At 29.0% G+C, this 23,102-nt stretch carries 24 protein-coding genes, 1 rRNA gene and 1 other annotated feature; of the genes, 2 read left to right on the forward strand and 23 right to left on the reverse strand.

Features of this window, described 5'->3' with window-relative positions; all coding sequences use genetic code 11:
• Position 1: 1 nt before the first annotated feature.
• The 14 genes from IC758_RS18630 to IC758_RS18695 form a co-directional block, all read right to left on the reverse strand.
• On the reverse strand, positions 2-1,690 hold the full coding sequence (locus tag IC758_RS18630) for a putative 2-aminoethylphosphonate ABC transporter permease subunit (RefSeq protein ID WP_227436349.1): 1,689 nt from the start codon (positions 1,688-1,690) through the stop codon (positions 2-4).
• Between the two features lie 17 nt (positions 1,691-1,707).
• Positions 1,708-2,703, reverse strand: a complete 996-nt coding sequence (locus IC758_RS18635) for an ABC transporter ATP-binding protein (RefSeq protein ID WP_227436351.1) — start codon at positions 2,701-2,703, stop codon at positions 1,708-1,710.
• Positions 2,704-3,540, reverse strand: a complete 837-nt coding sequence (locus tag IC758_RS18640) for a PHP domain-containing protein (protein ID WP_227436354.1) — start codon at positions 3,538-3,540, stop codon at positions 2,704-2,706.
• A 3-nt stretch (positions 3,541-3,543) separates the two neighbouring features.
• Positions 3,544-4,713, reverse strand: coding sequence for an alpha-D-ribose 1-methylphosphonate 5-triphosphate diphosphatase (locus IC758_RS18645; RefSeq protein ID WP_227436356.1), 1,170 nt, complete (start codon positions 4,711-4,713; stop codon positions 3,544-3,546).
• A complete protein-coding gene (locus IC758_RS18650) occupies positions 4,714-5,427 on the reverse strand; it encodes a phosphonate C-P lyase system protein PhnL (protein WP_227436358.1) in 714 nt (237 codons plus the stop codon). It abuts the gene before it with no gap.
• Positions 5,428-5,467: 40 nt separating this feature from the next.
• A complete protein-coding gene (locus IC758_RS18655) occupies positions 5,468-6,340 on the reverse strand; it encodes an ATP-binding cassette domain-containing protein (protein ID WP_227436360.1) in 873 nt (290 codons plus the stop codon).
• Positions 6,333-7,202, reverse strand: a complete 870-nt coding sequence (locus IC758_RS18660; protein ID WP_227436361.1) for an alpha-D-ribose 1-methylphosphonate 5-phosphate C-P-lyase PhnJ — start codon at positions 7,200-7,202, stop codon at positions 6,333-6,335. Before IC758_RS18660 ends, IC758_RS18655 begins: the two co-directional genes overlap by 8 nt.
• An 18-nt stretch (positions 7,203-7,220) precedes the next feature.
• Complete coding sequence (locus IC758_RS18665) at positions 7,221-8,306, reverse strand: carbon-phosphorus lyase complex subunit PhnI (RefSeq protein ID WP_227436363.1); 1,086 nt, start codon at positions 8,304-8,306, stop codon at positions 7,221-7,223.
• A 2-nt stretch (positions 8,307-8,308) separates the two neighbouring features.
• Complete coding sequence (gene phnH, locus IC758_RS18670) at positions 8,309-8,884, reverse strand: phosphonate C-P lyase system protein PhnH (RefSeq protein ID WP_227436365.1); 576 nt, start codon at positions 8,882-8,884, stop codon at positions 8,309-8,311.
• Between the two features lie 14 nt (positions 8,885-8,898).
• The gene (gene phnG, locus IC758_RS18675) at positions 8,899-9,330 is read right to left on the reverse strand and encodes a phosphonate C-P lyase system protein PhnG (RefSeq protein WP_227436367.1); all 432 of its coding nucleotides are present in this window, start codon (positions 9,328-9,330) and stop codon (positions 8,899-8,901) included.
• A 265-nt stretch (positions 9,331-9,595) separates the two neighbouring features.
• Positions 9,596-10,366, reverse strand: a complete 771-nt coding sequence (locus tag IC758_RS18680) for a TatD family hydrolase (RefSeq protein WP_227436369.1) — start codon at positions 10,364-10,366, stop codon at positions 9,596-9,598.
• Positions 10,367-10,395: 29 nt separating this feature from the next.
• Positions 10,396-12,333: a methionine--tRNA ligase gene (gene metG / locus IC758_RS18685; RefSeq protein WP_227436371.1), complete on the reverse strand. Its 1,938-nt coding sequence runs from the start codon at positions 12,331-12,333 to the stop codon at positions 10,396-10,398.
• Positions 12,334-12,415: 82 nt separating this feature from the next.
• Positions 12,416-12,664, reverse strand: a binding site (T-box leader).
• A gap of 65 nt (positions 12,665-12,729) precedes the next feature.
• Positions 12,730-13,251, reverse strand: coding sequence for a spore maturation protein (locus IC758_RS18690; protein ID WP_227436373.1), 522 nt, complete (start codon positions 13,249-13,251; stop codon positions 12,730-12,732).
• A gap of 15 nt (positions 13,252-13,266) precedes the next feature.
• Positions 13,267-13,851, reverse strand: coding sequence for a nucleoside recognition domain-containing protein (locus IC758_RS18695; RefSeq protein ID WP_227436375.1), 585 nt, complete (start codon positions 13,849-13,851; stop codon positions 13,267-13,269).
• Between the two features lie 131 nt (positions 13,852-13,982).
• On the opposite strand from IC758_RS18695, the gene IC758_RS18700 reads away from it, so the two are divergent.
• A complete protein-coding gene (locus tag IC758_RS18700) occupies positions 13,983-15,413 on the forward strand; it encodes a nicotinate phosphoribosyltransferase (RefSeq protein ID WP_227436377.1) in 1,431 nt (476 codons plus the stop codon).
• Between the two features lie 37 nt (positions 15,414-15,450).
• Positions 15,451-15,879: an Lrp/AsnC family transcriptional regulator gene (locus IC758_RS18705; protein WP_021386461.1), complete on the forward strand. Its 429-nt coding sequence runs from the start codon at positions 15,451-15,453 to the stop codon at positions 15,877-15,879.
• 211 nt (positions 15,880-16,090) lie between these two features.
• On the opposite strand, the gene IC758_RS18710 is transcribed toward IC758_RS18705, so the two are convergent.
• The 9 genes from IC758_RS18710 to rrf all read right to left on the reverse strand — a co-directional run bounded on the left by IC758_RS18710 (position 16,091) and on the right by rrf (position 23,094).
• Entirely contained in the window at positions 16,091-16,795 is a 705-nt protein-coding gene (locus tag IC758_RS18710; protein ID WP_227436379.1) for an HDIG domain-containing metalloprotein, read from the reverse strand.
• Between the two features lie 22 nt (positions 16,796-16,817).
• Positions 16,818-17,651, reverse strand: coding sequence for a 16S rRNA (cytidine(1402)-2'-O)-methyltransferase (gene rsmI / locus IC758_RS18715; RefSeq protein ID WP_227436381.1), 834 nt, complete (start codon positions 17,649-17,651; stop codon positions 16,818-16,820).
• Positions 17,652-18,404, reverse strand: a complete 753-nt coding sequence (locus IC758_RS18720; protein WP_227436384.1) for a tRNA1(Val) (adenine(37)-N6)-methyltransferase — start codon at positions 18,402-18,404, stop codon at positions 17,652-17,654.
• 76 nt (positions 18,405-18,480) lie between these two features.
• Positions 18,481-19,374, reverse strand: coding sequence for a stage 0 sporulation family protein (locus IC758_RS18725; protein WP_227436386.1), 894 nt, complete (start codon positions 19,372-19,374; stop codon positions 18,481-18,483).
• The gene (locus IC758_RS18730) at positions 19,371-20,306 is read right to left on the reverse strand and encodes an ATP-binding protein (protein WP_227436388.1); all 936 of its coding nucleotides are present in this window, start codon (positions 20,304-20,306) and stop codon (positions 19,371-19,373) included. Before IC758_RS18730 ends, IC758_RS18725 begins: the two co-directional genes overlap by 4 nt.
• Before the next feature lie 2 nt (positions 20,307-20,308).
• Positions 20,309-20,998 (reverse strand): dTMP kinase, encoded by a 690-nt coding sequence (locus tag IC758_RS18735; protein WP_227436391.1) that lies wholly within the window; start codon positions 20,996-20,998, stop codon positions 20,309-20,311.
• Positions 20,999-21,095: 97 nt separating this feature from the next.
• Positions 21,096-22,505 (reverse strand): aminotransferase class I/II-fold pyridoxal phosphate-dependent enzyme, encoded by a 1,410-nt coding sequence (locus IC758_RS18740; RefSeq protein ID WP_227436393.1) that lies wholly within the window; start codon positions 22,503-22,505, stop codon positions 21,096-21,098.
• 159 nt (positions 22,506-22,664) lie between these two features.
• Entirely contained in the window at positions 22,665-22,856 is a 192-nt protein-coding gene (locus tag IC758_RS18745; protein ID WP_227436395.1) for a DUF378 domain-containing protein, read from the reverse strand.
• 121 nt (positions 22,857-22,977) lie between these two features.
• A 5S ribosomal RNA gene (gene rrf / locus IC758_RS18750) occupies positions 22,978-23,094 on the reverse strand.
• Positions 23,095-23,102: the final 8 nt, after the last annotated feature.

The following is a 23,102-nucleotide window of genomic DNA, read 5'->3' on the forward strand; positions in this document are numbered from 1 at the left end:
CCTATGCAACATCTTTTTGTTGCCATTTTTGTGTATTATTTTTTAATTTTTTTGTTACGAATTCATAGCAAAGTCTTACTATTATATTTGTTAAAAGCACTAATACTGCCATAGCTGCTGATGGTCCTATATATCCTATCTCATCTAACTTCAATATGGATATTGATGCAGTCTGAGTCTGAGGAGTATATAAAAATATTAATGCTGAAACAGTAACCATTGAATTTACAAAATAATATACTACTATCTCAAGTATTGATGTTATAGACATTGGTACTGTGATGTTGAAAAACACTTTATAAAAGGGAATGTTTATAGATTTTGCAACTAACTCATACTCTCTATCCAACATTTTTAGTGACGAATTTGAAGTTATAAAGCAAACAGAGTAAAAATGTACTATATTTACTATGACAAGTATAGCTGTACCACCATATAGGAAATTTAGTGGATTACTTGCTGAGTTAAAAAAAGTTATATATGATATTCCTAGCACTAGACCTGGTAATGCCATTGGTATCATAGATAAAAAGTAAGCTGTTTGTCTTAATCGTGGAAACTTATCTACTTTTTCTATCATGTATGCACTAAAAAACACAAATATAGTTCCAAATATAGCTGTTAATGTTGATATTTTTAAACTGCTTAAATAGGTTTTTAATCCGCTTCCTAAAATACCTTTAAATGTATAATGTTCCATTGTAAAACTTAGGTTATATGGCCATAATTTTATGACTGAACCTATAACTGAAACAAATATCAAAATGAAGATTAATAAAGTTATAAAACTACATGCTATTAAAAATACTCTATCTCTAAATTTGTTTTCTTTAATTTTATAAGGCATAGATTTTGCTGTTATAGTCATTCCTTGTTTTTTACTTGCCACCTTGTCTAATGTAAAAGCTATTAGTACAGGAATCAACATTACCATAGAAACAGTTGCTCCCATTGGTATGTTAAACTGCCCTACTACTTGCTTATATATATCTGTAGCTAACACATTATAGTTTCCTCCGACTACTTTTGCTGCTCCAAAGTCTGTAAATGCAAGTATAAAGGATACAAAGAAGGAGCTTACTAGTGAGTACTTTATGCCTGGAATTGTAATTTTAAAAAACTTTTTAAAATCACTAGCCCCTAAGCTATCTGCTGCTTCATAAAGTCTATAATCTGCCATTGAAAGAGCAACGGATAGTATTAAAAAAGCTTGTGGAAATGTAAACAGTATTTGAGAGACAATTATTCCTAATGGTCCATATAATGGTATCTCAAATCCCATTGTTGTAAATATTCCTTTATTTCCAAACAGGTATATAAGTGAAATACCATATAACATAGTTGGTGCAAAAAGGGGAAACATTCCCATAGTTTTAAAAAAATTCTTAAATTTTATATTTGTTCTTGTTATTGCATATGAATAGATAAATGCTAAACATAGTGATATTAAAGATGAAACTGTAGATACAAAAATTGAATTTTTAAATGATGCTATAAGACTTGGATTTTCAGCATATTTACTAAAATTTGAAATACCTATGAAGTTTCCACTTGTATCTAAAAATGCATTTTTTAATAATGATACTAAAGGAAACAATATAAATACTATTAGTATAATTAGCGAAAAAATTAAAAAACATTTTTGTATTGTACTATCACTTATCCTTCTTTTGTTTTTTGTTGTTATCATTTATTCACCCCTAGCTATTAAGCACATCCCTCTGATTTATATTCTACAATTCCTTCTTTGGGAATTTTAAAATTTATTTTAGACCCTATACATAGTTTCATTTGTTCTGCAACTTTTGAAACTATATCTAATTTTATTTTCTTAGAACAATACTCAACTGTAATTCTATAGTTAAATCCTCTAAATTCAATATCTAAAATCTCTCCAACTTTGATATCATTGTCTTTAGAATCTCTATTAAATTCTACTTTTATATCTTCTGGTCTGATAGCTATCTTATTAATACCATCATCTATAAAGTTTATTGTTCCTATAAAATCAGCTACAAAAGGGGTCTCTGGATTTTTATATACTTCTTTTGGAGTCCCAACCTGTATTATTTCTCCACTATTCATAACAACCATTTTATCCGCCAAGCAAAGTGCCTCTTCTTGGTCGTGAGTTACCATTATAGTAGTAATACCCAGTTTTCTATGTAAGCTTCTAATCTGTTCCCTAAGTTTCAATCTTACTTTTGCATCCAATGCAGATAATGGTTCATCAAGAAGTAAAAAATCTGGCTCTAGAGCAATTGCACGAGCTAGTGCGACTCTCTGTTGTTGCCCTCCTGATAATTGAGAGGGATACTTTTTCTCATATCCACTTAATTCTACTACCTCTAAAACTTCATTAACTTTCTTATCAATATTAGATTTATTTATATTTTTATTTTCTAAGCCAAAAGCTATGTTTTTGTAAACAGTCATATTTGGAAATAGTGCATATGACTGAAAAACTATACCAAAATTTCTACTTTCAGGTGGTGAGTTTGTCATATCTTTATCATTTATTATTATTTTTCCATCATGTTTGTCTTCAAGCCCTGCAATTATCCTAAGCAATGTACTTTTCCCACATCCACTTGGTCCCAATAAACAAATAAACTCTCCTTTTTCAATATCAATAGATATGTCTTTTAGCACTTTAGCTTGTCCATAACTTTTACTTACATCTTTAACTTGTAAAAAAGACATTTATAAAACCCCTCCTAAGGCTAACCTAAACTTAAATAAATCTTCTCTATTTAAGCTTTTACTTCCTAGGTCACACTCATGCTGAGAGTAAAGCCCATGATAATCTGAGCCTCCTGTAACAACTAAGTTGTATTTCTTAGCATAAGAAAGTGACTCTTTTTCTAAGTCTTTATTGTGAGATGGATGATACACTTCTATCCCATCTAATCCAACATTCACCATATCTTCAATAGCATTAAAATTGTCCATTTGCCCAGGATGAGCTAGTACGCAAATTCCACCAGAACTTTTTATAGCTCTTATTGCATCTTTATAATCTACATATTTTAAAGATACATACGCCTTACCATTTCCTCTATGAAACAACTCTTTATATAAACTTGAATATATTTTATCTGTGTATCCTTTATCTATAAGCGCTTTCATTATATGTTGTTTAAATATTCCAGTCTTTGATGAATATTTCTTTACATCTTCTAGAGATATTTTATATCCTAAATCTATAATTTTATTTACCATCTTAACAGATGCTTTATGTCTATCACAAACCATTGGATTACATAAATTTTTTATTTCTTGACTATTTAAATCTATGTTATAGCCCAAGATATGAACTCTTTTTCTGTTTTTATAATCGTATGCTGATATTTCTATACCTGGTATTATAGTTATTCCATAATTTTCTCCCAATATGATAGCTTCATCTAATCCAGACAATGTATCATGATTTGTTATTGCTAAAACACTTATATTATTTTCTGATGCTCTCTTAATTATTTCTTCTGTAGTGAAGTTATTATCTGATATGCTTGTATGACAATGTAAATCTGTTAACAATCTTTATACCTCCCTTTTATAAACTGTTTTTCCATTTACAATAGTATTTACAACTCTTGGATACTCACTATCAATATCCAATAAAACTAAATCCGCTTTTTTATTTTCTTTTATGCTACCTCTTTCACCATATATACCAACTGCTTTAGCTGGATTTGAAGTAAATAGGTTAACTGCTTTATTTAGATTGTTAGTTTCTTGTGCAACTATGCACATGGACTTTATCATTGCTGATGGAAGATAGTCTGAACAAACAATATCACAACAGTCTTCCAATATAGCATCCATTGCCTTTAAGTTGTTATTATGAGATTTCCCTCTTACAATATTTGGGGCACCTAGACAAGTTAAAACACCCAATTTCTTTGAATATTTTGCAACTTCAAGAGTTATAGGAAATTCAGATACATTAACTCCTATATTTTTTATAAAATCCATTTTTTCTAACGTATCATCATCATGTGATGCAACATTTATATTTTTAGTTTTTGCCACTCCGATGACACTGGCTATTTTATTCCAATCTAAATTATCATGTAAATCTACTAAGTCATCTAACCATGTATCTACATAATTTTCTGTTACTCCCCATACCTTAGTAGCATACTCTCTATAGAACTTTGGATTTGTATACTGACCTTGTCCTGGAGAATGGTCCATTATAGATAAATAGTCTATTTTATCTTCTTCTAACAACTCTGACACCTTCTCTAAACCTTCATGGTATAACACTTCATACCTTAAGTGAACTTTATGATTTATATTCTTACTATTTATATTTTTGTACGAATCGATATTTTCAATCATTTCCAAAGAATTATCAATACTTCTAACTCCTACTCCATCACCCAAAGATATAGAATGATAAACTGTTGTTATTCCATTTGCAGGTAGTTTTTTATCTAGTTCATAAAATGCCATATTAAATGGTAATAATGTACTTGGTCTTGGCTCTATTTCCTTTTCAATAGCATCACTATGAATATCTATGATACCAGGTATAACATATAAGTTTTTTGCATCTATTATTTCATCTATCTCGTTGAAATCTAGTAAATAATCAATCTTATCATTTGAGACTTTCTTTATTGTATCTCCTTCTATAATTAAATGGCCATTTTCTAATATTTTATCTTCCAATACAATATTTGCATTATGAATTAATTTTACCATCTAAGCTACCCCACTTTCACTTATAGTGCCTTTTGTCATAGTAAATGTTTTATCTATAACAGTCTCCATAAATTCTATATCATGAAATATCCCTATCATTGTAGTTCCTTGATTTTTAAGTTCCAACATTTTTTCTTTTACGTATATTTTAGATTGATTATCAAGTGATGCAGTTGGTTCATCAAGTAACAAAAGCCTAGGTTTTTTGACCATAGCTTGTGCTAGATTTAATCTTAATTTTTCTCCGCCAGAAAAATTATTCGGATAAGCATCCCACAAGTTTTCCTTTATTTCAAACTGAGTTAGTATATCTTTTGCCATATCATATGCACAATCTTTTTCAAATCCACTCTCAATTAAAGAATGTACTACTAGCTCAATAGCCGTTATTCGTGGAAGTGTTTTTAAAAACTGTGATACATATCCTATTTCCTTTTTTCTAAGATTTATCATTTCTCTGTCACCAATTGTAGATAAATCTATCTTTCCATATATTTCTGAGTTAAATATTATTTCTCCAGTCGTTGGGATATATGTTTTATAAATACTTTTTAATATAGTAGACTTTCCCGCTCCAGATTTTCCTATTATTCCTAAAAATTCACCTTTGGAAATTGTAAAATTTATTTCACTACACGCTTTTATAGTTTTATTTAATGCATGTAATTCAAAATCTTTGCTAAAATTATTTACTTCAAGTATAATTTCTTCCATTTTATTTAAAACCCCCATTTTACTTATTTACAAATATTATTTATAGTAGTGAATTTATAAGTTGCTGAGTATATGGATGCTGTGGGTCTTCCATTATTTGGTCTGTTAAACCAGATTCGATTACACTTCCATTTTTCATAACAATTGTCCTATCAGCAAGCATTTTTATAACATCAAAGTCATGAGATACTACTATCATAGAGATTTTAAGCTCTCTTTGTATTTCCCTTATTAAATCTAATACCTCAGCTTGTACAGAAACATCCAGTCCTGTTGTAACTTCGTCTAATAAAAGTATTGGAGGATTATTAGAAAGTGCTTTTGCTATTTGAACTCTTTGTTGCATTCCCCCACTAAAATATTTCGGTTTGTGGTCTATTCTTTCTACAGGTATATTAGTCTTTACTAGAAGCTCTTTAGCCCTATCTCTTATTTTCTCAACATTATATATATTAGCCATTAATAATTTCTCTGCTATATTCCCACCACTACTAAAATTCAAATTTAAACCAAGGTGGGGATTTTGATATACAATACCCATAAAATGATTCTTTATGTACCTCTTTTTTTGGTCTGAGAGTTCTAATATATTTGTACACTTGTCATAATTTGACATGTACACTTCTCCACTATTTGCATTCTCTTGAAAAAACAAAATCTTTAACAATGTACTTTTTCCTGAACCAGATTCTCCAACAATACCAAGAACTTCTCCTTCATAAAGTTCAAGATTTACATTATTACATGCAACTATAGAACCACAATATTTACATATATTATTACTTTCATATCCTGTACTCTCAAAACAATTTTCACATCCATCTCCATAAATAAGATTAATATTTTTTCCTATTAACACTTGTTTATCTATATTTTCTATTTTTTTGTCTTCGCCTAGTTTTGCACTACTCATTCCAAGCACCTCCAATTGCCACATCTACGCCATCATTTCTTAACCTAACTTTTTCACAATAACTTGTATCAGAACAGCTATAGTACTTTTCATTAGTATCACCATCATATACTTCATCTAGAAATGTATTTGAACTTTTACATAAACTACAATGTTTTCCTTCAAATTTTTCCTCTTCAAATTTATAGTCATCAAATTCTAAAGGTTCTACCTTTGTGTATGGAGGTATAGCGTATATTCTCTTTTCTCTACCTGCACCAAATAAAAATAAGTTATCTGACATGTTTAATTTCTTTATATCAAATCTTGGTATTGGCGATGGATTCATTAAATATCTATCATTTACTTTACATGGATACTCTGCTGCTATTGATATATCATCAAATTTAACTATATCTTCATACAGATATACCCACATCCTACTATAATCTTCTTCTGAATGCATTCTTCTTGTCTCTACTTCACTAGGCTCTACTATTCTAAGTGTCTCTGGTATTGGCACTTGAAATATCAGTATTTGATTAGACATTAATTTTTCTTCTGGTATTCTATGTCTTGTTTGAATCAATGTAGATTTTAATGTATCTTTTGTAGTTTCTACATTACTTACACTTGAAATAAAATTTCTTATATTACAAGCATTTGTAGAATCATCACTTCCTTGGTCAATCACTTTTACTACATCACTTTCACCAAGCAATGATAGGGTTAGTTGTAGTCCTCCAGTCCCCCATCCCTTAGCAATAGGTAATTCTCTTGAACCAAAAGGTACTTGATAACCAGGTATTGAAACTGCTTTTAGTATTTTTCTTCGGATTTCTTTTTTTGTATTTTCATCTAAAAAACCATAGTTATATATCACTTAATTTCCCTCCATATCCTATTTTATTCTTTCTACATCTGCTTTAAAATCTACATAGTGAGGAAGCTTAAAGTGAGATATAAACCCTAATGAATCTATACCATCTATATGAAGTAATACAAATTCTTCATCTTGGGCTAATTTTTCACTATTTGGTTCCAAAGATTTATCTAGTATAGCCATAGATATAGCCTTATTTTCATTATTTCCCATACAAAGACCATATCCTAAAGACATTTTATTTATATCTCCCGATTTATTTTTAGAATTTTCAGACTTACTTTGTGATGCTTTTGATACTATTTCACACTCAGTAACTAACATTTCTCCGATTGTTATTTGCTCATCTTCATAAATAGGATGTTTTATTTTTATATATACATCTCCTGTCCTAAGTTCACTTATATATGGATGTTCATCACCAAAACCTCTTACAATAGAATAAGCAAACCCTGATACGGCTCCACTTTCACCTCTAGTAAGTGCCTGCAATTTAGCTGACCTAGAAACTGGAAATCTTAGGCTGTTTCTTGTAATATCATCTATTACTTCTTCTAATTTATCTTCATAAGTATCCTCTTCCAACAAATTCTCTTTTCTAAATATATTAGATACTTTTGTGAATTTAGGTATTTCATTCACTTTTTCTAAGTCATTTATATAGTTAGCTTTAAAATCTCTATTTTTTTCTTCATCTTCTTTAAGCAACTCTACATTTAGTATTCTATTTTCATAATCTCTAGTTGCTCCAAGATACTGCCCTCCTGGTATATCTTTAAATGTAGCTGATATTCTTCTACCTATTCTCATTTCTTCTGTATTTATAGGTTCTGAATAGGTTACTCTAGGCATTGTTGACCTTAATGCTCTTATATAGAAAGATGCTTCTAATATATCACCTTGAGCCTGTTTTATAGCTAATGCAGATAATTCCTTATTGTATAGACTTCCTTCAGAAATCACTTTGTCCACAGCATAAGACATTTGCTCTTTAATTTGTTTTACATCTATTGGTAGGCTTTCTCCTTTTATTCTATAAAATTCAAGTATATTTTTAGCCTGTAATATAGCTTCTTCTCCACCTTTAACTGCCACATAAGCCATTATTATAATACCTCCCAACTTAATTTTGATGACCTTGGTATAAATGCAAGTTCTCCTTTGTTATCTATTAAAATCAAATCTGACCCTGTCGGATAGTCTTTATTTATCATAAGTAATCTTTCTAAGAATTCTTGTTTAACTCCATCTATATATAAATTCTTTTTAGATTTTATACCAGGACCACTTAAATAAAGTCTTATGAATTTATCTTTATAATCTGTTGATAGTTCATTTACTTGGTGTATTATAGTTGTACTTTCATCAGGATATTCAAAAGAACCTATTTTAATTTGTAGTATATCTAATTCTGAATTAATATCTAAAAACAGATAATCTGATTTATTGTAATTTACTTGGTTTGACATTGTCAGCGCTCTTATATTTTTTATATCTTCTTTAGTACAGTTTTCTATATAGAAGGTAACTTCTTGGTCTAATAAAGTAATTGCTATACCAATTGCTCCATTTGATAATTTTGTATTATTTTCTATATTTATATTATTGATGTTATTTAATTTCCCAGGAAATGAAGCACTATCTAGCAACTTTCTATATATTTCTTGCGTGTAACTTACCATGATTCTCCTCCTACTTAATCCATAGTATTGAATTGGACTTTTGTTTTATTAATTAAACTAAATTCATTAATAAGTTCTTGCTCATATCTTAAACTTTCTTCACAGATACTTTTATTTATGTAGTTCTTTAATTCATCAAATTTATTATTATTGCTATGTAAAACTGCATCTATAGTTGCCAAGCAAATAACTTTTTTTTCATTATTTTCTGCAACTATACCATAACCTAAGCTTTCATCTACCTTAACACTACACTCTGTAACTAGTATTTCTCCTAAATTAAATGTAGTATTTTTTACACTTTCGTTGGCTCTCACCATCACTGTAGCTAAGCTAGGGGCTTTAATTATAGAAATGCTTGATGTATTTTTTATCATTAAATATATTTGCTCTAATTTCTCATAGTTCATATTTATCAATATCTTAGTACTATCAACTGTATGCAAAATTTTGCCTCCTTAATCTTTCCTTTATTTACTTATTTCTAAGAATATAATATACAATCTAAGTTAAATGGATATTATGTTTGAGTTAATTCTAGTGAATATCTTGTAAATTCTTTTTTAACAATGTTAAGAAGTATGTTGTAAAACTAATAAAAAATTATAATATTACAAATAAAAAAAGCATACCATTCAAACTGAATGGTATGCTTTTTCTATATTTATAACTATTATTTTTGTATAATTGTAAATTTTATTTTTAATTTACTTATTTTATATTAAAGAACTTCTTCGCATTTTCTTTAGTAATTTTACACACTTCCTCATAAGATATTCCTTTTTCTTGAGCTATTTTATCTGCAACAAAAGCTACTTGAGAAGGATTATTTCTCTTTCCTCTATGTGGTTCTGGTGACATATATGGTGAATCAGTTTCTATAAACAGTCTTTCTAGAGGTATCTCTCTTACAACTTCTCTAGTTTTTTTATTATTTTTAAAAGTAACTGTTCCTGGAATTGATATATAGCATCCCATTTTAACATATTCTCTAGCTAATTCCACATTACCACTATAACAATGAAGCACACAACCTATTTCAGGACTCTTAGTGTTTTTTATTATCTCAAAAGTATCCGCATGTGCATCTCTATCATGTATTATTATTGGAAGCTTTAACTCATTAGCTAGTTCAATTTGTTTCTTAAACCACTCTTTTTGCTCTTCTCTTGGAGAATAATCATAATAATAATCTAACCCAATCTCTCCTATAGCCACAACCTTTTCATTTTCAGTTGCAAGTCTTCTTAGAGTGTCTATTGCTGTATCATCTAGTTTTGATACATCATGTGGATGTACCCCAACTGCCGAATATATAAAGTCATATTTTTTTGATAGTTCAATTGCTGTTATAGAAGTTTCTATATCTGCTCCTGGATTTACAACCAAATCTACACCTTTTTCTTTTAATGAACCAATAAGTTCATCTCTATCTTCATCAAAACTTTCATCATTTAAATGTGCATGTGAGTCAAATAACATTTTTTATCTCCTTACTGTTTAATTGCCTATTAGCGAACCTCGCATCCATCCTTGGCACCTTGTGTAAATGGTAGAACATAAGGGTCACCATCATCTCCTGCTGCTAATATCATCCCTTGAGATTCTACACCTCTTAACTTAACTGGTTTTAAGTTACATACCACTGTAACCTCTTTACCAACTAAATCTTCTGGTTTATAGTATTCAGCTATTCCAGACACTATTTGTCTTGTTTCTGGTCCAATCTTAACTTGTGATACTAATAATTTATTTGCTTTTGGATGCTTTTCACAACTTATTATTTTTCCTACTCTAAGCTCTATTTTATCCAAATCATCAATAGTAATTTCTTCTTTATGCTCTAAAGGTTTTTCTTCTACTGGAGGTTTCCCAGAAAACATTTTAGTTAATTCTTCTATTTCTTTTTCTACATCTAGTCTTGGGAATAAAGGTTCGCCTTTAAACACTTTTACGTTTTCTCCAATAAGACCAAATGTCTTTGTGCTTTCCCATGTAGTTATATCATCTTGACCTTGTATTCCTATATGTGCATATATCTTATTAGCAGTTTCATTCATTATAGGATTTATTAGTGTTGCAATTATTCTTATAGATTCACATAAATTATATAAAACTGTATCTAATTCATCTTTTTTACTTTCATCTTTAGCAAGCACCCAAGGCATAGTCTCATCTATATATTTATTAGTTCTTCTAACTAGTTTCCATACACTCTCTAATGCTTCATGGAATTGCATTTTATCCATTTCAGCCTCAAAATTTTCTCTAGTTGATACAGCTTGCTCTTTTAAATCAGCATCAAAATCAGTTGAAGTTTTTACTGTTGGTATTATACCACCGTTGTATTTTTCAACCATTGCTACAGTTCTACTTACTAAGTTTCCTAAATCATTTGCTAGGTCATAATTTATTCTTGTTACAAAATTTCTATGAGTATAACTTCCATCTTGACCAAATGCAAACTCTCTTAATAAGAAATATTTAAGAGTATCTATTCCATATCTTTCTATTATTGGCTCTGGATAAACAACATTACCCTTTGATTTACTCATTTTATCATCAGCAAACAATATCCATCCATGACCAAATACTTGTTTTGGAACTTCTAAACCTAAAGCCATTAAAAGTGCTGGCCATATTATTGTATGGAATCTCACTATCTCTTTACCTACTATTTGAACATTTGCAGGCCAATATTTTTTAAATTCTTCATCATTATCTGTCATATATCCTAATGCTGTTATATAGTTACATAAAGCATCTACCCATACATAAATTACATGCTTTTCATCAAAAGGAACTTTTATTCCCCAGTCAAAAGTTGTTCTTGTTACACTTAAATCTTCCAGCCCTTTATCTAAGAAATTTGCCACCATTTCATTTTTTCTAGCAGCTGGGAAACAGAAACTATCGTCTTTAAATAACTCTTTTAATCTATCTTCATATTTAGATAATCTAAAGAAATAAGATTCTTCTTTTACTAAGTATGTTTCTCTTCCACAATCAGGACATTTGTTTCCTTCTAATAACTGTGATTCTGTCCAGAAACTCTCACAAGGAGTACAATATCTACCTTCATACTCTCCTTTGTATATATCACCTTGTTCATATAACTTAGTAAATATTTTTTGTATTATATCTGTATGTCTTTTTTCTGTTGTTCTTATAAAATCGTCATAAGATATATCCATAGTATTCCATAATGCTTTTATATCTTTTATCATTCCATCAAGGTATTCTATTTCTGACATTCCTTGTTCTATTGCTTTCTTTTGTATTTTTTCACCATGTTCATCTGTTCCTGTCAAAAACTTTACATCATATCCACAGAAACGTTTAAATCTAGCTATTGTATCTGCAGCTACTGTTGAGTAAGTATGACCTATGTGTAATCCTCCACTTGGATAGTATATTGGTGTTGTTACATAAAAACTCGGTTTGCTCATATTACTTACCTCCTAATTTTTTATCGTTCATAATTATATATATTTCATTTAAAATAATAAAAAATCGCCTCCTATGATTTAACATAGGGGCGAGATTATTCACGGTACCACCCTAATTCATCTATAACGATTATGTTTCACATGAAATGTAGAAATTAACTTTATAGATACCTTAGTAGACTATAACGTGCCTAACCGTTTTACCTTAGCATATATGCTCAGATAAAAAGCTCCAAGACCATCTTCAATAAATCTTTTTACACTAGCTTTCACCTAACCTAGCTCTCTGATAGAAAAAATCCTTATCTACTCTTCTTTTCATAGCTTATAATTCATATTACAATTTATTTCTATATAATCACTATATTATAAAATTTTTCCCACATTGTCAACAAATTATACAAATATTACATAGCAAATAAAAACTGCTGCTATAACTCCTGCAACATGACTAATCATAGCGCATGACAATGTATGTCTAGTATTTTTTATCTTTAAACTCCCATAATAGATTGCCATTGTATAAAAAATAGTCTCAGAAGAGCCTACAATTGTAGCACCCATTTTTTCTACTAAACTGCCTATTCCAACTCTATGTGCAAGTTCGCTATACATTCCCAAGGCACCACTTCCAGATAAAGGTTTTACACTTATTAAACCTATTAATTCTTTTGGTATACTCATCATATTTGCTATTGGTGTAAATAACCATTCTAACATATCAAGGCCTTTACCAGTTTTAAATATTCCTATTGCTAAAAATATACCTATTATATAAGGTAAAATATCCCATGCAGCCTTTAAACCATCAATTGCCCCTTTTACAAAACTATCATATACATCTATTTTTTTATATTTACCATAAACTACTATGTACAAAATTATTACTGGTATAAGTAAGTTTGAAAATACTTCCATATATCTACATCCCCTTTATCTATATCTTCTTTGAAAAAATTTACATGTTATTATTGCTATTGCTGTAGATATTATGGTTGCAAATAAAGTTGTAAAAATTATTTCACTTGGGTTTTGAGCTCCCATATCCATTCTTAATTTAATTATAGTAAATGGAATTATCTGTATAGATGATATGTTTATTACCATAAACATAATCATATCATTGGTAGCTGTATCTTTTTTGTTATTTAAAGTCTGAAGCTCACTCATTGCTTTTAAGCCAAATGCTGTTGCACCATTACCAGCACCCAACATGTTCAAGGCAATATTCATAACTATATAAGACATTGCTTTGTGACCTTTTGGAATAGAAGGAAACAATCTTCTCATTATAGGATTTAATTTCTGACCTATTTTTTCAATCAAGCCTGACTCTTTTGCAATATTCATTATACCCATCCAGAGTGCCATAATACCAGCTAGACTTATTGCAAATTCTATACCTTTTGATGTTTCACTCAATATAACTTTATTTAATTCTCCCATATTTTTAGAAATCAAACTTCCTATTATTCCTATTGATACCATGTAAAACCATATTTTTCCTATTATAATCAACCTCCTCTTTAAATAATTTTATGATAGTTAGGTAATACTTTATACTTGAAAGTTGTACTATATTATGTTTTAGTATAAGTGTGGGAGTTTTTATAATTTTTAATATTTAATAATAATTAAGGAGAGAAATAATGAGAAATCTAACACTTCTTACTGATTTATATCAGCTTACTATGTTAAATGGCTATTTTGAAAAAAATATTCACGAAGACATTGTTGTATTCGATATGTTTTTTAGAAAAAACGCTTGTGATGGAGGGTATACTATAGTTTGTGGTATTGATCAGGTTGTTGAATACATAGATAACCTTCATTTTTCAGATGAAGATTTGGAGTACTTAAAAAGCTTAAATTTATTTTCTGACAAGTTTTTAAAATTTTTGAAAGAGTTTAAGTTTACAGGAGATATTTATGCTGTTGAAGAAGGGACTATAATGTTCCCTAATGAGCCATTGATTACTGTTAAAGCACCCTTGTATCAAGCTCAACTTATTGAAACAGCATTGTTGACAATAGTCAATTTTCAATCTCTTATTGCTACGAAAGCATCTAGAGTTTGCTTTGCAGCTCAAGGAGATACTGTACTTGAATTTGGATTACGTCGTGCACAAGGTCCAGATGCAGGTATATATGGAGCTAGAGCTGCTGTAATTGGTGGCTGTTCTGGAACTGCAAACGTATTAGCTGGAAAGATGTTTGATGTTCCTATAATTGGTACACATGCTCATAGTTGGGTACAAAAATTTGATACTGAGCTTGAAGCATTCCAAGCATATGCTGATGTTTATCCAGATAAATGCCTACTACTTGTGGATACTTATGATGTATTAAATAGTGGTGTACCTAACGCAATAAAAGTCTTCAAAAATATTTCTGAAAAAGGATACAAACCTATGGGTATAAGACTAGACTCTGGAGATTTAGCTTATCTATCTAAAGAAGCAAAGAAACAACTCGATAGTGCTGGTTTTTCAGATATTAGTATAACTGCATCTAATGACCTTGATGAATACACTATAACATCACTTAAGGCAGAAGGAGCTACTATAAATTCATGGGGAGTAGGTACGAAACTCATTACATCTTTCGATTCACCTTCTCTTGGAGGAGTTTACAAATTAGCTGCATCTTGTGAAAAAGGAACGCTTGAACCTAAGATAAAGATTTCTGAAAATCCAGAAAAAATAAATAATCCTGGTTACAAGAAAGTTATAAGAATATATAACGAGGACAATAAAGCAGAGGCAGATTTAATTATGTTACATGATGAAGTTATAGATGAATCTAAACCTTTAGAAATCTTCCATCCTACATATACATGGAAAACGAAGACGTTTACAAATTATAAAGTTAAAGAGCTTCTTAAGCCATTGTATATAAAAGGAATATGCAAATATAATAAAAAACCTGTTCTTGAAATAAGAAATCATGTACAATATGAATTAAGTACTATCTGGGAACAATACAAAAGACTTTCGAATCCACACATTTACAAGGTTGATTTATCTAGAGATCTTTGGTATTTAAAAACAAAAATGATAGATTCTAAAAAAGTTTTATAGGCATTAATTATTTTTATTTAAGGGGGACTGTTTATTTATGGATGTTACAGATTACAGAATCATAGAAATTTTACAGGATGATGGGAGAATTTCTATGAAGGACTTAGGAAAAATAGTTGGTTTAACTTCTCCTGCAGTTTCAGAAAGAGTCAAGAGATTAGAAGAATCTGGTGTTATAGAAGGATATAAAGCAATTGTTAATCCAGATTCATTAGGTAGAGTTATAAAAGCGTTTATTCACATATCTCTTCCAAGTAATGGATATACAGAATTCATTGAGTCTGCTGGAAAGGACCCTAGAATTGTAGAATGTCACCACATAACAGGTGATGATTGCTTACTTTTAAAAGTTATTGTAAAAGATATGTATGAATTAGAAAACGTGATTGATACTATAAAGAAAATAGGTTCTACCAAGACATCTGTTATATTATCAACACCGATACAAGCAAAATCAATATTGTAAGATAAATTGAACATTAATGGTTTATTCGCTAATACACCATTAAATATTTTTAATAAAATTTTAAGTTTTGATGTAAAAAAAGTTGTCTTTTTTAATTCTATTAAAGACAACTTCTTTTAGGTTTTTAAAGTTTGTATATTTTAAATTTAAATCAATTGTATAAGTCTTAAATTATATTAACTAAATAAGTCTTAAATTATATTAACTAACTTTATACATTTGTATAATTACTCTTATATAAGTAATTTGTTAGAATATATTCCATATAGGTCTTTAATACTCCTACTTCTTCATCCTTGCCTAATAATTTTATAGTAGATACTATATCTGCATATCCAAGTAATATTATACCTATAGTATCTTCATCTACTAAATTAAATACATTAGCTAACTCTTTTTTACTCAAATCATTTTTCTTATATAAAGATAAAAGTGTCATATGATATCTTACATATTTACTTATAAGTTTATATGTCTGTATTGATAACTCTAAATTTGTACCCATATTATTTACTATTTGTGCACCTATTTTTTCATGATTTGTAAAATGAACTCTACCTGTTTCATCTAAAGTTACACTATCTGGCTTTCCTATATCATGTAAAAAGATTCCTAACTTTAATGCTTGTGACTTATTTATTTCATCATCAATATATAAATTCAAATAATTTGACACATGTTCTCTCAAATGATTTGGAAAAAATTCTTTGTCATTTAGCACTACTTCTAATTCTTTTAATGCATTTATAGAATGTTCAAAACAGTTAACAACATGATATTTACATTCTCCTACAGATTTCATTGCTTTTACTTTAGGGATTGCTTTTTCTAGTTCATTCTTTTTATCCAACTCTATAAACGTTTTATGTGTATCTTTCCTTTTTAAACTCTCTATTATAATTTTTCCTATTTCCATAAAATCACCTCAGATTCAGGTTTTATAAATCCAGAACTTGTTTATAAACAATATCCTTTTTTAATTTTCTATCTTTACAAACTACTTTTATTGCATCTTTTTTGTTCATACCACTTTCAATTAACTTTAAAACATATTCTCTATCTGTAAGAGCATCATAATCTCTTTTTTCTGATTTTTCACCATAGAAACCTTCTACTATTAATACAAACTCTCCTCTTACTTCGTTTTCTTCAAATATTTTTATAACAGTTTCTATATCTTCTCTTATTATCTCTTGATATTTTTTTGTGAGCTCTCTATTTACAGAAATTTTTCTATTTCCAAGAATTTTAAGCATATCTTTTAGTGTATCCTTCAATCTATGTGGTGATTCATAAAAAATTATAGTTCTGCTTTCCTCTTTTATTTCTTCTAGCTGTTGTCTTCTAACTTTTTTATCTCTATCCAAAAAACCTTCAAAAACAAATTTATGTGTATCCATACCAGAGCCAACCAACGCTGTTACAAATGCTGTTGCTCCTGGTAATACTTCTATCTCTATATTATTTTGTATGGACTGTCTTATTATCTCTTCTCCTGGGTCAGATATACCAGGCATACCTGCGTCACTTATTAAAGCTATGTTTTCTCCATCAATTAATTTATTGATTAAATAATCGCCTTTTGAATCTTTATTGTGCTCATGATAGCTAGTCAAAGGTTTTGAGATTTCAAAATGATTTAAAAGCTTTATACTGTGTCTTGTATCTTCTGCCGCAATTAAATCTACTTCTTTTAAGATTCTTAAAGTCCTATACGTTATATCCTCTAAATTTCCAATTGGTGTTGGACATATGTACAATTTTCCACTCATCTATAACTCTCCTATATCTTCATTATTATATATTGATTTTAATTCTTCTGTATAATTACCATCTTCTCCATAGACATATAGTGGGTCTAATATCTTAAGCTCTGGTCTGCCATCTTTTACAAATTGAACCAAAACCAAATTAGGTGCTTTTTTAGGTCTTGGATGAACAAACTGAATAACTTTTGGCTCTAATCTGTATTTTCTCCCTAAAGTTATTATATCAACCAATCTTGTTGGTCTATGTATCATGAAAAATTTACCTCTAGGCATAACTAATCTAGATGCGGTCTTTATTACATCCTCTAGATTACATTTTACTTCATGCCTTGATATTGCTTTTTTATCATTTGGATTTTTTATACCATCAATATGCATATATGGAGGATTTGATGTAACTACATGATATCCATTAACTTCCAAAACTTTGTCTATTGATTTTATATCTCCATTTATAATCTCAACTCTTTCTTCCAAATTATTTAGTTTTATAGAACGAGTTGCCATTTCATATACATCATCTTGTATTTCTACACCAATAATTTTCTTAGCTTCACTTTTACCTGCAATTAGAACTGGTATAATTCCTGTACCAGTGCCTAAATCAACAACTTTAGCATCTTTTTTTACTTTTGCAAAATTAGCTAATAAAACAGCGTCTATACCAAAACAAAACCCATTAGTATCTTGTATAATTTTAAGACCTTTTAATTGTAAATCGTCGATTCTCTCTGAATCTTTTAATTGTATGCCCATATATAACTCTCCTCAAATATTAGTAGCTCTAAGCATTAATTGCTTTAAAAAAGGTAGGAGAAGCCCTACCTTAAATTTAATCTTCTAATTTCTTTAACTCCTTTAGTGTAGCTTCATCTAATCCATCATTGCCCTTGCATTTACCACCACAGCCCTCACACTTTTTAGGCTCTTTAAGTATTTTTATATCTTCTCTTGTATATATTTTTACTGTTTTGTCTTGGAATTCCACTTTGATTTGTTCTAGCAAAGGATTTACCTCTACAACTTTTCCTTTTCCATCATCTGATTGCACCAATGCACCCACAACAGGCATTTTTTCTATTGCTTCACTATATACATCATGTTCATATTTTAAGCAACAGAATAATCTTCCACATATACCAGATATCTTTGTTGGATTTAAAGATAAGCTTTGGTCTTTTGCCATTTTTATTGAAACTGGTTGAAAATCACCTAACCAAGAAGAACAGCAAAGCTTTCTACCACAAGGTCCTAGACCTCCTATAGACTTTGCCTCATCTCTAACACCGATTTGTCTAAGTTCTATTCTAGTCTTAAATATGGCAGCTAAATCTTTTACTAATTCTCTAAAATCTATTCTACCTTCTGCTGTAAAGTAAAAAATCAATTTATTTCTATCAAATGTATATTCGCAATCTATTAAAAACATTGTTAACTCATGTTCTTTTATCTTTTGTTGACATAATTCAAAAGTCTCTTTTGCTTTTTCCTTATTTTCTAAATATATTTTCTTATCTTCTTCTGTAGCTATTCTTATAATTGGCTTTAAAGGAGAAACTAATTCGCTCTCGTCCATTTCTTTTGGCCCAACCACTACTTTACCATACTCTAAACCTCTTGCAGTTTCTACAACTACATCCATATCTTGCTCTATATTAAAATCAACAGGGTCAAAATAATATATTTTCCCCGCACTTTTAAACCTAATTCCTACTATTTTTATCATTTAATCACCTCGTATATATTTAAAGACATAACTTGTATGCTTATATTGAAATTACAATTACTTTTAATTTTAGTCTTTGTACCTTCTATTATATCAATAATTTTAGATAATTGAGAATAACTAATTTTTCCACTCATGTTTTGGATAAAAACTAGCTTATCTATATTTATTAACATATCTCTATTTACATTTTCTTTTAATAAAATAATGTCTCTAAAATAGTTTATCATAATATCCAATAAACTTATAATCTGATTTCTATATTTCTCCATGTTATTTGGTATATTTAGAATCTCTACTATATTTTTATCTAGCATTATTTGGATATATTGTTGTATATCGTCCCTCATTACTGAAAACTCAGCCGACTGAGATAAGTCTAAAGCATTTTCAATACTACCTCTTGAAAAAGTGGCCAATATTTGGGCTCTTTCTTCTTCTATGCCCTTATTTATTAAATAAGTTTTTAAATCTGCTATTGGTATAGGCGAAAACTTTATTATGTCACATCTAGATTTTATCGTTTCTAATAATGATTCTTTATTATTTGTGACTAAAATTATTATAGCGTAACTTGGAGGCTCCTCTAATGTCTTTAAAAGGGCATTTTGAGCTTCTACCGTCATCTTTTCAGCATTATTTATTATATATATTTTATAGTCTTTATGAGGTCGTACTACTATATCTGATTGTAAGTTTCTAATCTGAGCTATTTTTATACTATTTCCATCTGGATTTATAAGTACATAGTCTGGACTATTTTCTAGATTTACATAGTCAAGTAACAATTTTGATAGCTCATCAGCAAATTTCTTTTTTCCTATTCCATCTATTCCTTCAAACATATACGCATTATTAAGTTTATTTTTATTTATAGAATTTATTAAATATTTTTTTGCAAAATCTTGTCCTATAATATTTTCAAAATACATATTTATCTCTCCATAGATTTTATTGAATCAAGAACTATTTCATAAACTTCATTATGTATACTTTCAATACTTCTTAATTTATTATTTGAAACACAATTTATTTTTTTCCAATCATATTTATCTGCTATATATAGAGCATTATTATAAGATTTCTTTAAATACTCTATATCACTTTCATGAATATCTTTCTCTTTTTCTCCTGTAATTTTGTTTTTTCTATTCTCCATAAGTTTTTCACTAAACTCAATAGGAACATCTAAAAATACAACACAATCAGGTTGAGGTATTTTAAATAAATTAAATTCATAATCAGCCAGCCAGTTAAGATATTCCTCTCTATCAGCAATGTCCATTTTAGAAGCTTGGTGCACCATATTAGAGGTTGTATATCTATCAGCGATAATTATTCCACCTTTATTATAAAATTCCTCCCAATCGGTTTTAAATGATGCATATCTATCCGCTGTAAAAAAAGTTGATGCTATATATGGGTCTACATCTGAGGCATTTTTACCAAAATCCCCTCTCAAATACATTTTTACCAAAGCAGATGATTGAGACTCATAGTTTGGATATTCTACCTTCTTAATCATATAGCCTTCTTTTTTTAGTCTTTCATATAATTTTTTTGTTTGAGTTGCCTTTCCACTCGCATCTGAACCACTCTCTATAATTATTAACTTACCTCTCATTTTAATATCCTCCATCTAAACATTTTGCCTATTTTAGTATATTATTCAAATAAATTTATATATAAATATTCTATAGATTCTTCATAGTAATCCTACTTTATATATGTTCTAAATCTATTATTTCTATAAAATTTAAAGTCATATCTTTAAGTCCACTTATAACCATACCTTTAGAACTACAAAACTTTAAATAATCTATTATTTCTTTACTTATTATTTCGCCAGGGGATATTATATTTATCCCTGGTGGATATGGTACTATAGATTCTCCACATACTTTACCTATGCTGTCATATATTTTAACACTTTTTTTAGTTTTATAAAATGCTTCTCTAGGTGTTAATATTTTCTGTGGAATATCAACAGGATATTTTATGTTATCTAGTTTTGTAGATTTAAATTCTTTTATTACAATATCATCTAATGCCGTTTCTAAACTAATGAAATCTTGAGTACTATTTCCTATTGTACAGATTAATAGAACGCCATAATAATTAGACAACTCTACCTGTATATTATATTTTTTTCTTAAGATATTTTCTAATTCATATCCTGTTAATCCTATATTTTTAGCAGATATGAATACTTTTGTTTTATCATTTGTACTATATATTTCAAGATTTTTATTAACATTATTTTTGAAATTTTGGATATTATCTAAAAGTTCTTCCATTAATTCCTTGCCTTTATTTTCATATATATCTACAGCTAATTCTAGTGAAGATAATAATAAGTAAGAAGGACTTGAAGATTCAGTAATTCTTAACATGTTTGAAATTTTATCTAAGTCAACTCTATCTTCCTGTACATGTATCATTGATGATTGAGTAAAAGATGGAAGTGTTTTATGAGTACTTTGTATAACCACGTCTGCACCTTGCTCAAGAGCTGTTTTAGGAAGTTTCTCACTAAGTCCTAAATGTGCACCATGTGCTTCATCTACTATTACTACCATATTTTTGCTATGTGCGTAATTACAGATATATTCCAAATCATATGTCATTCCATAGTATGTAGGATATGTAAGCAATATTGCTTTTGCATCTAAGTTTTTATCTATTATATCAATTACATTTATTACATTCACACCTTTTAAAATATTAGTATTTTTGCATATTTCGCAAGGAATATATTCTATATCTACATCACCCAAAATACATCCGTTTATAACAGATTGGTGACAGTCTCTATTCACAATTATTTTACTTTTAGGATTACACACTGACATTATTGCAGATTGGATGCCACAACTGCTTCCATTTATTAAATAATATGTATAATCACTTTTAAATACCATTGCAGTATTTTCTTGAGAGACTTTTATAATTCCTTCTGGGGAATGTAAATTATCTGTCCCTATTATCTCAGTTGTATCCATTTTATACAAATTTTCTAATACATTTATATATCCTAATTTTTCATATATTTTTCCCTTTTTATGTCCAGGCATATGAAAAGATATTACTTCTTTATTTACAATTTCACTCAATTCATTAATTATAAACATATATTACTCCTTTTTCCCTACTGTTACCACTTGTTTGAAAACTTCGATTCCTATCTATTTTACCATTAAAAAAGATACAAATTAATATTTTTATAAAATAAAATACCTCATTCTAAATATTTAGAATGAGGTATTTAATATAAAAAAGTAAAAATTGAATTATTCTCTGTCATCAGACATTAAACTTGGTATTAAATACAATCCAGCTAGACCCACAACAAAGTATATTATTCTACTTATCATTTCATATGTTCCACCGAAAATGCTACCTATTAAATCTGTTCCTAGAATACCAATTGCTCCCCAGTTAAGTGCACCAATTATAGCTAAAACTAAAGCAACTTTCTTCATTCATATCACTCCTTAAGAATTAAATTTTTATGATAATCCATAATTCCTGTGTTTAGTTTTCCCAAAATGAAAAAAGAAATACATAATTTTTTTGTTTTTTTTGACAAAAATAAAAAAAATTACGTGGCTACGTCCTACTCTCCCAGGCAGTTTCCCACCAAGTACCATCAGCGCTAGAGAGCTTAACTTCTGTGTTCGGAATGGGAACAGGTGTATCCTCTCTGCTATTGTAACCACATAATCTTT

The organism is Clostridioides sp. ES-W-0016-02 (genome assembly GCF_020641035.1).
In the GTDB taxonomy this organism is placed as follows: domain Bacteria; phylum Bacillota; class Clostridia; order Peptostreptococcales; family Peptostreptococcaceae; genus Clostridioides.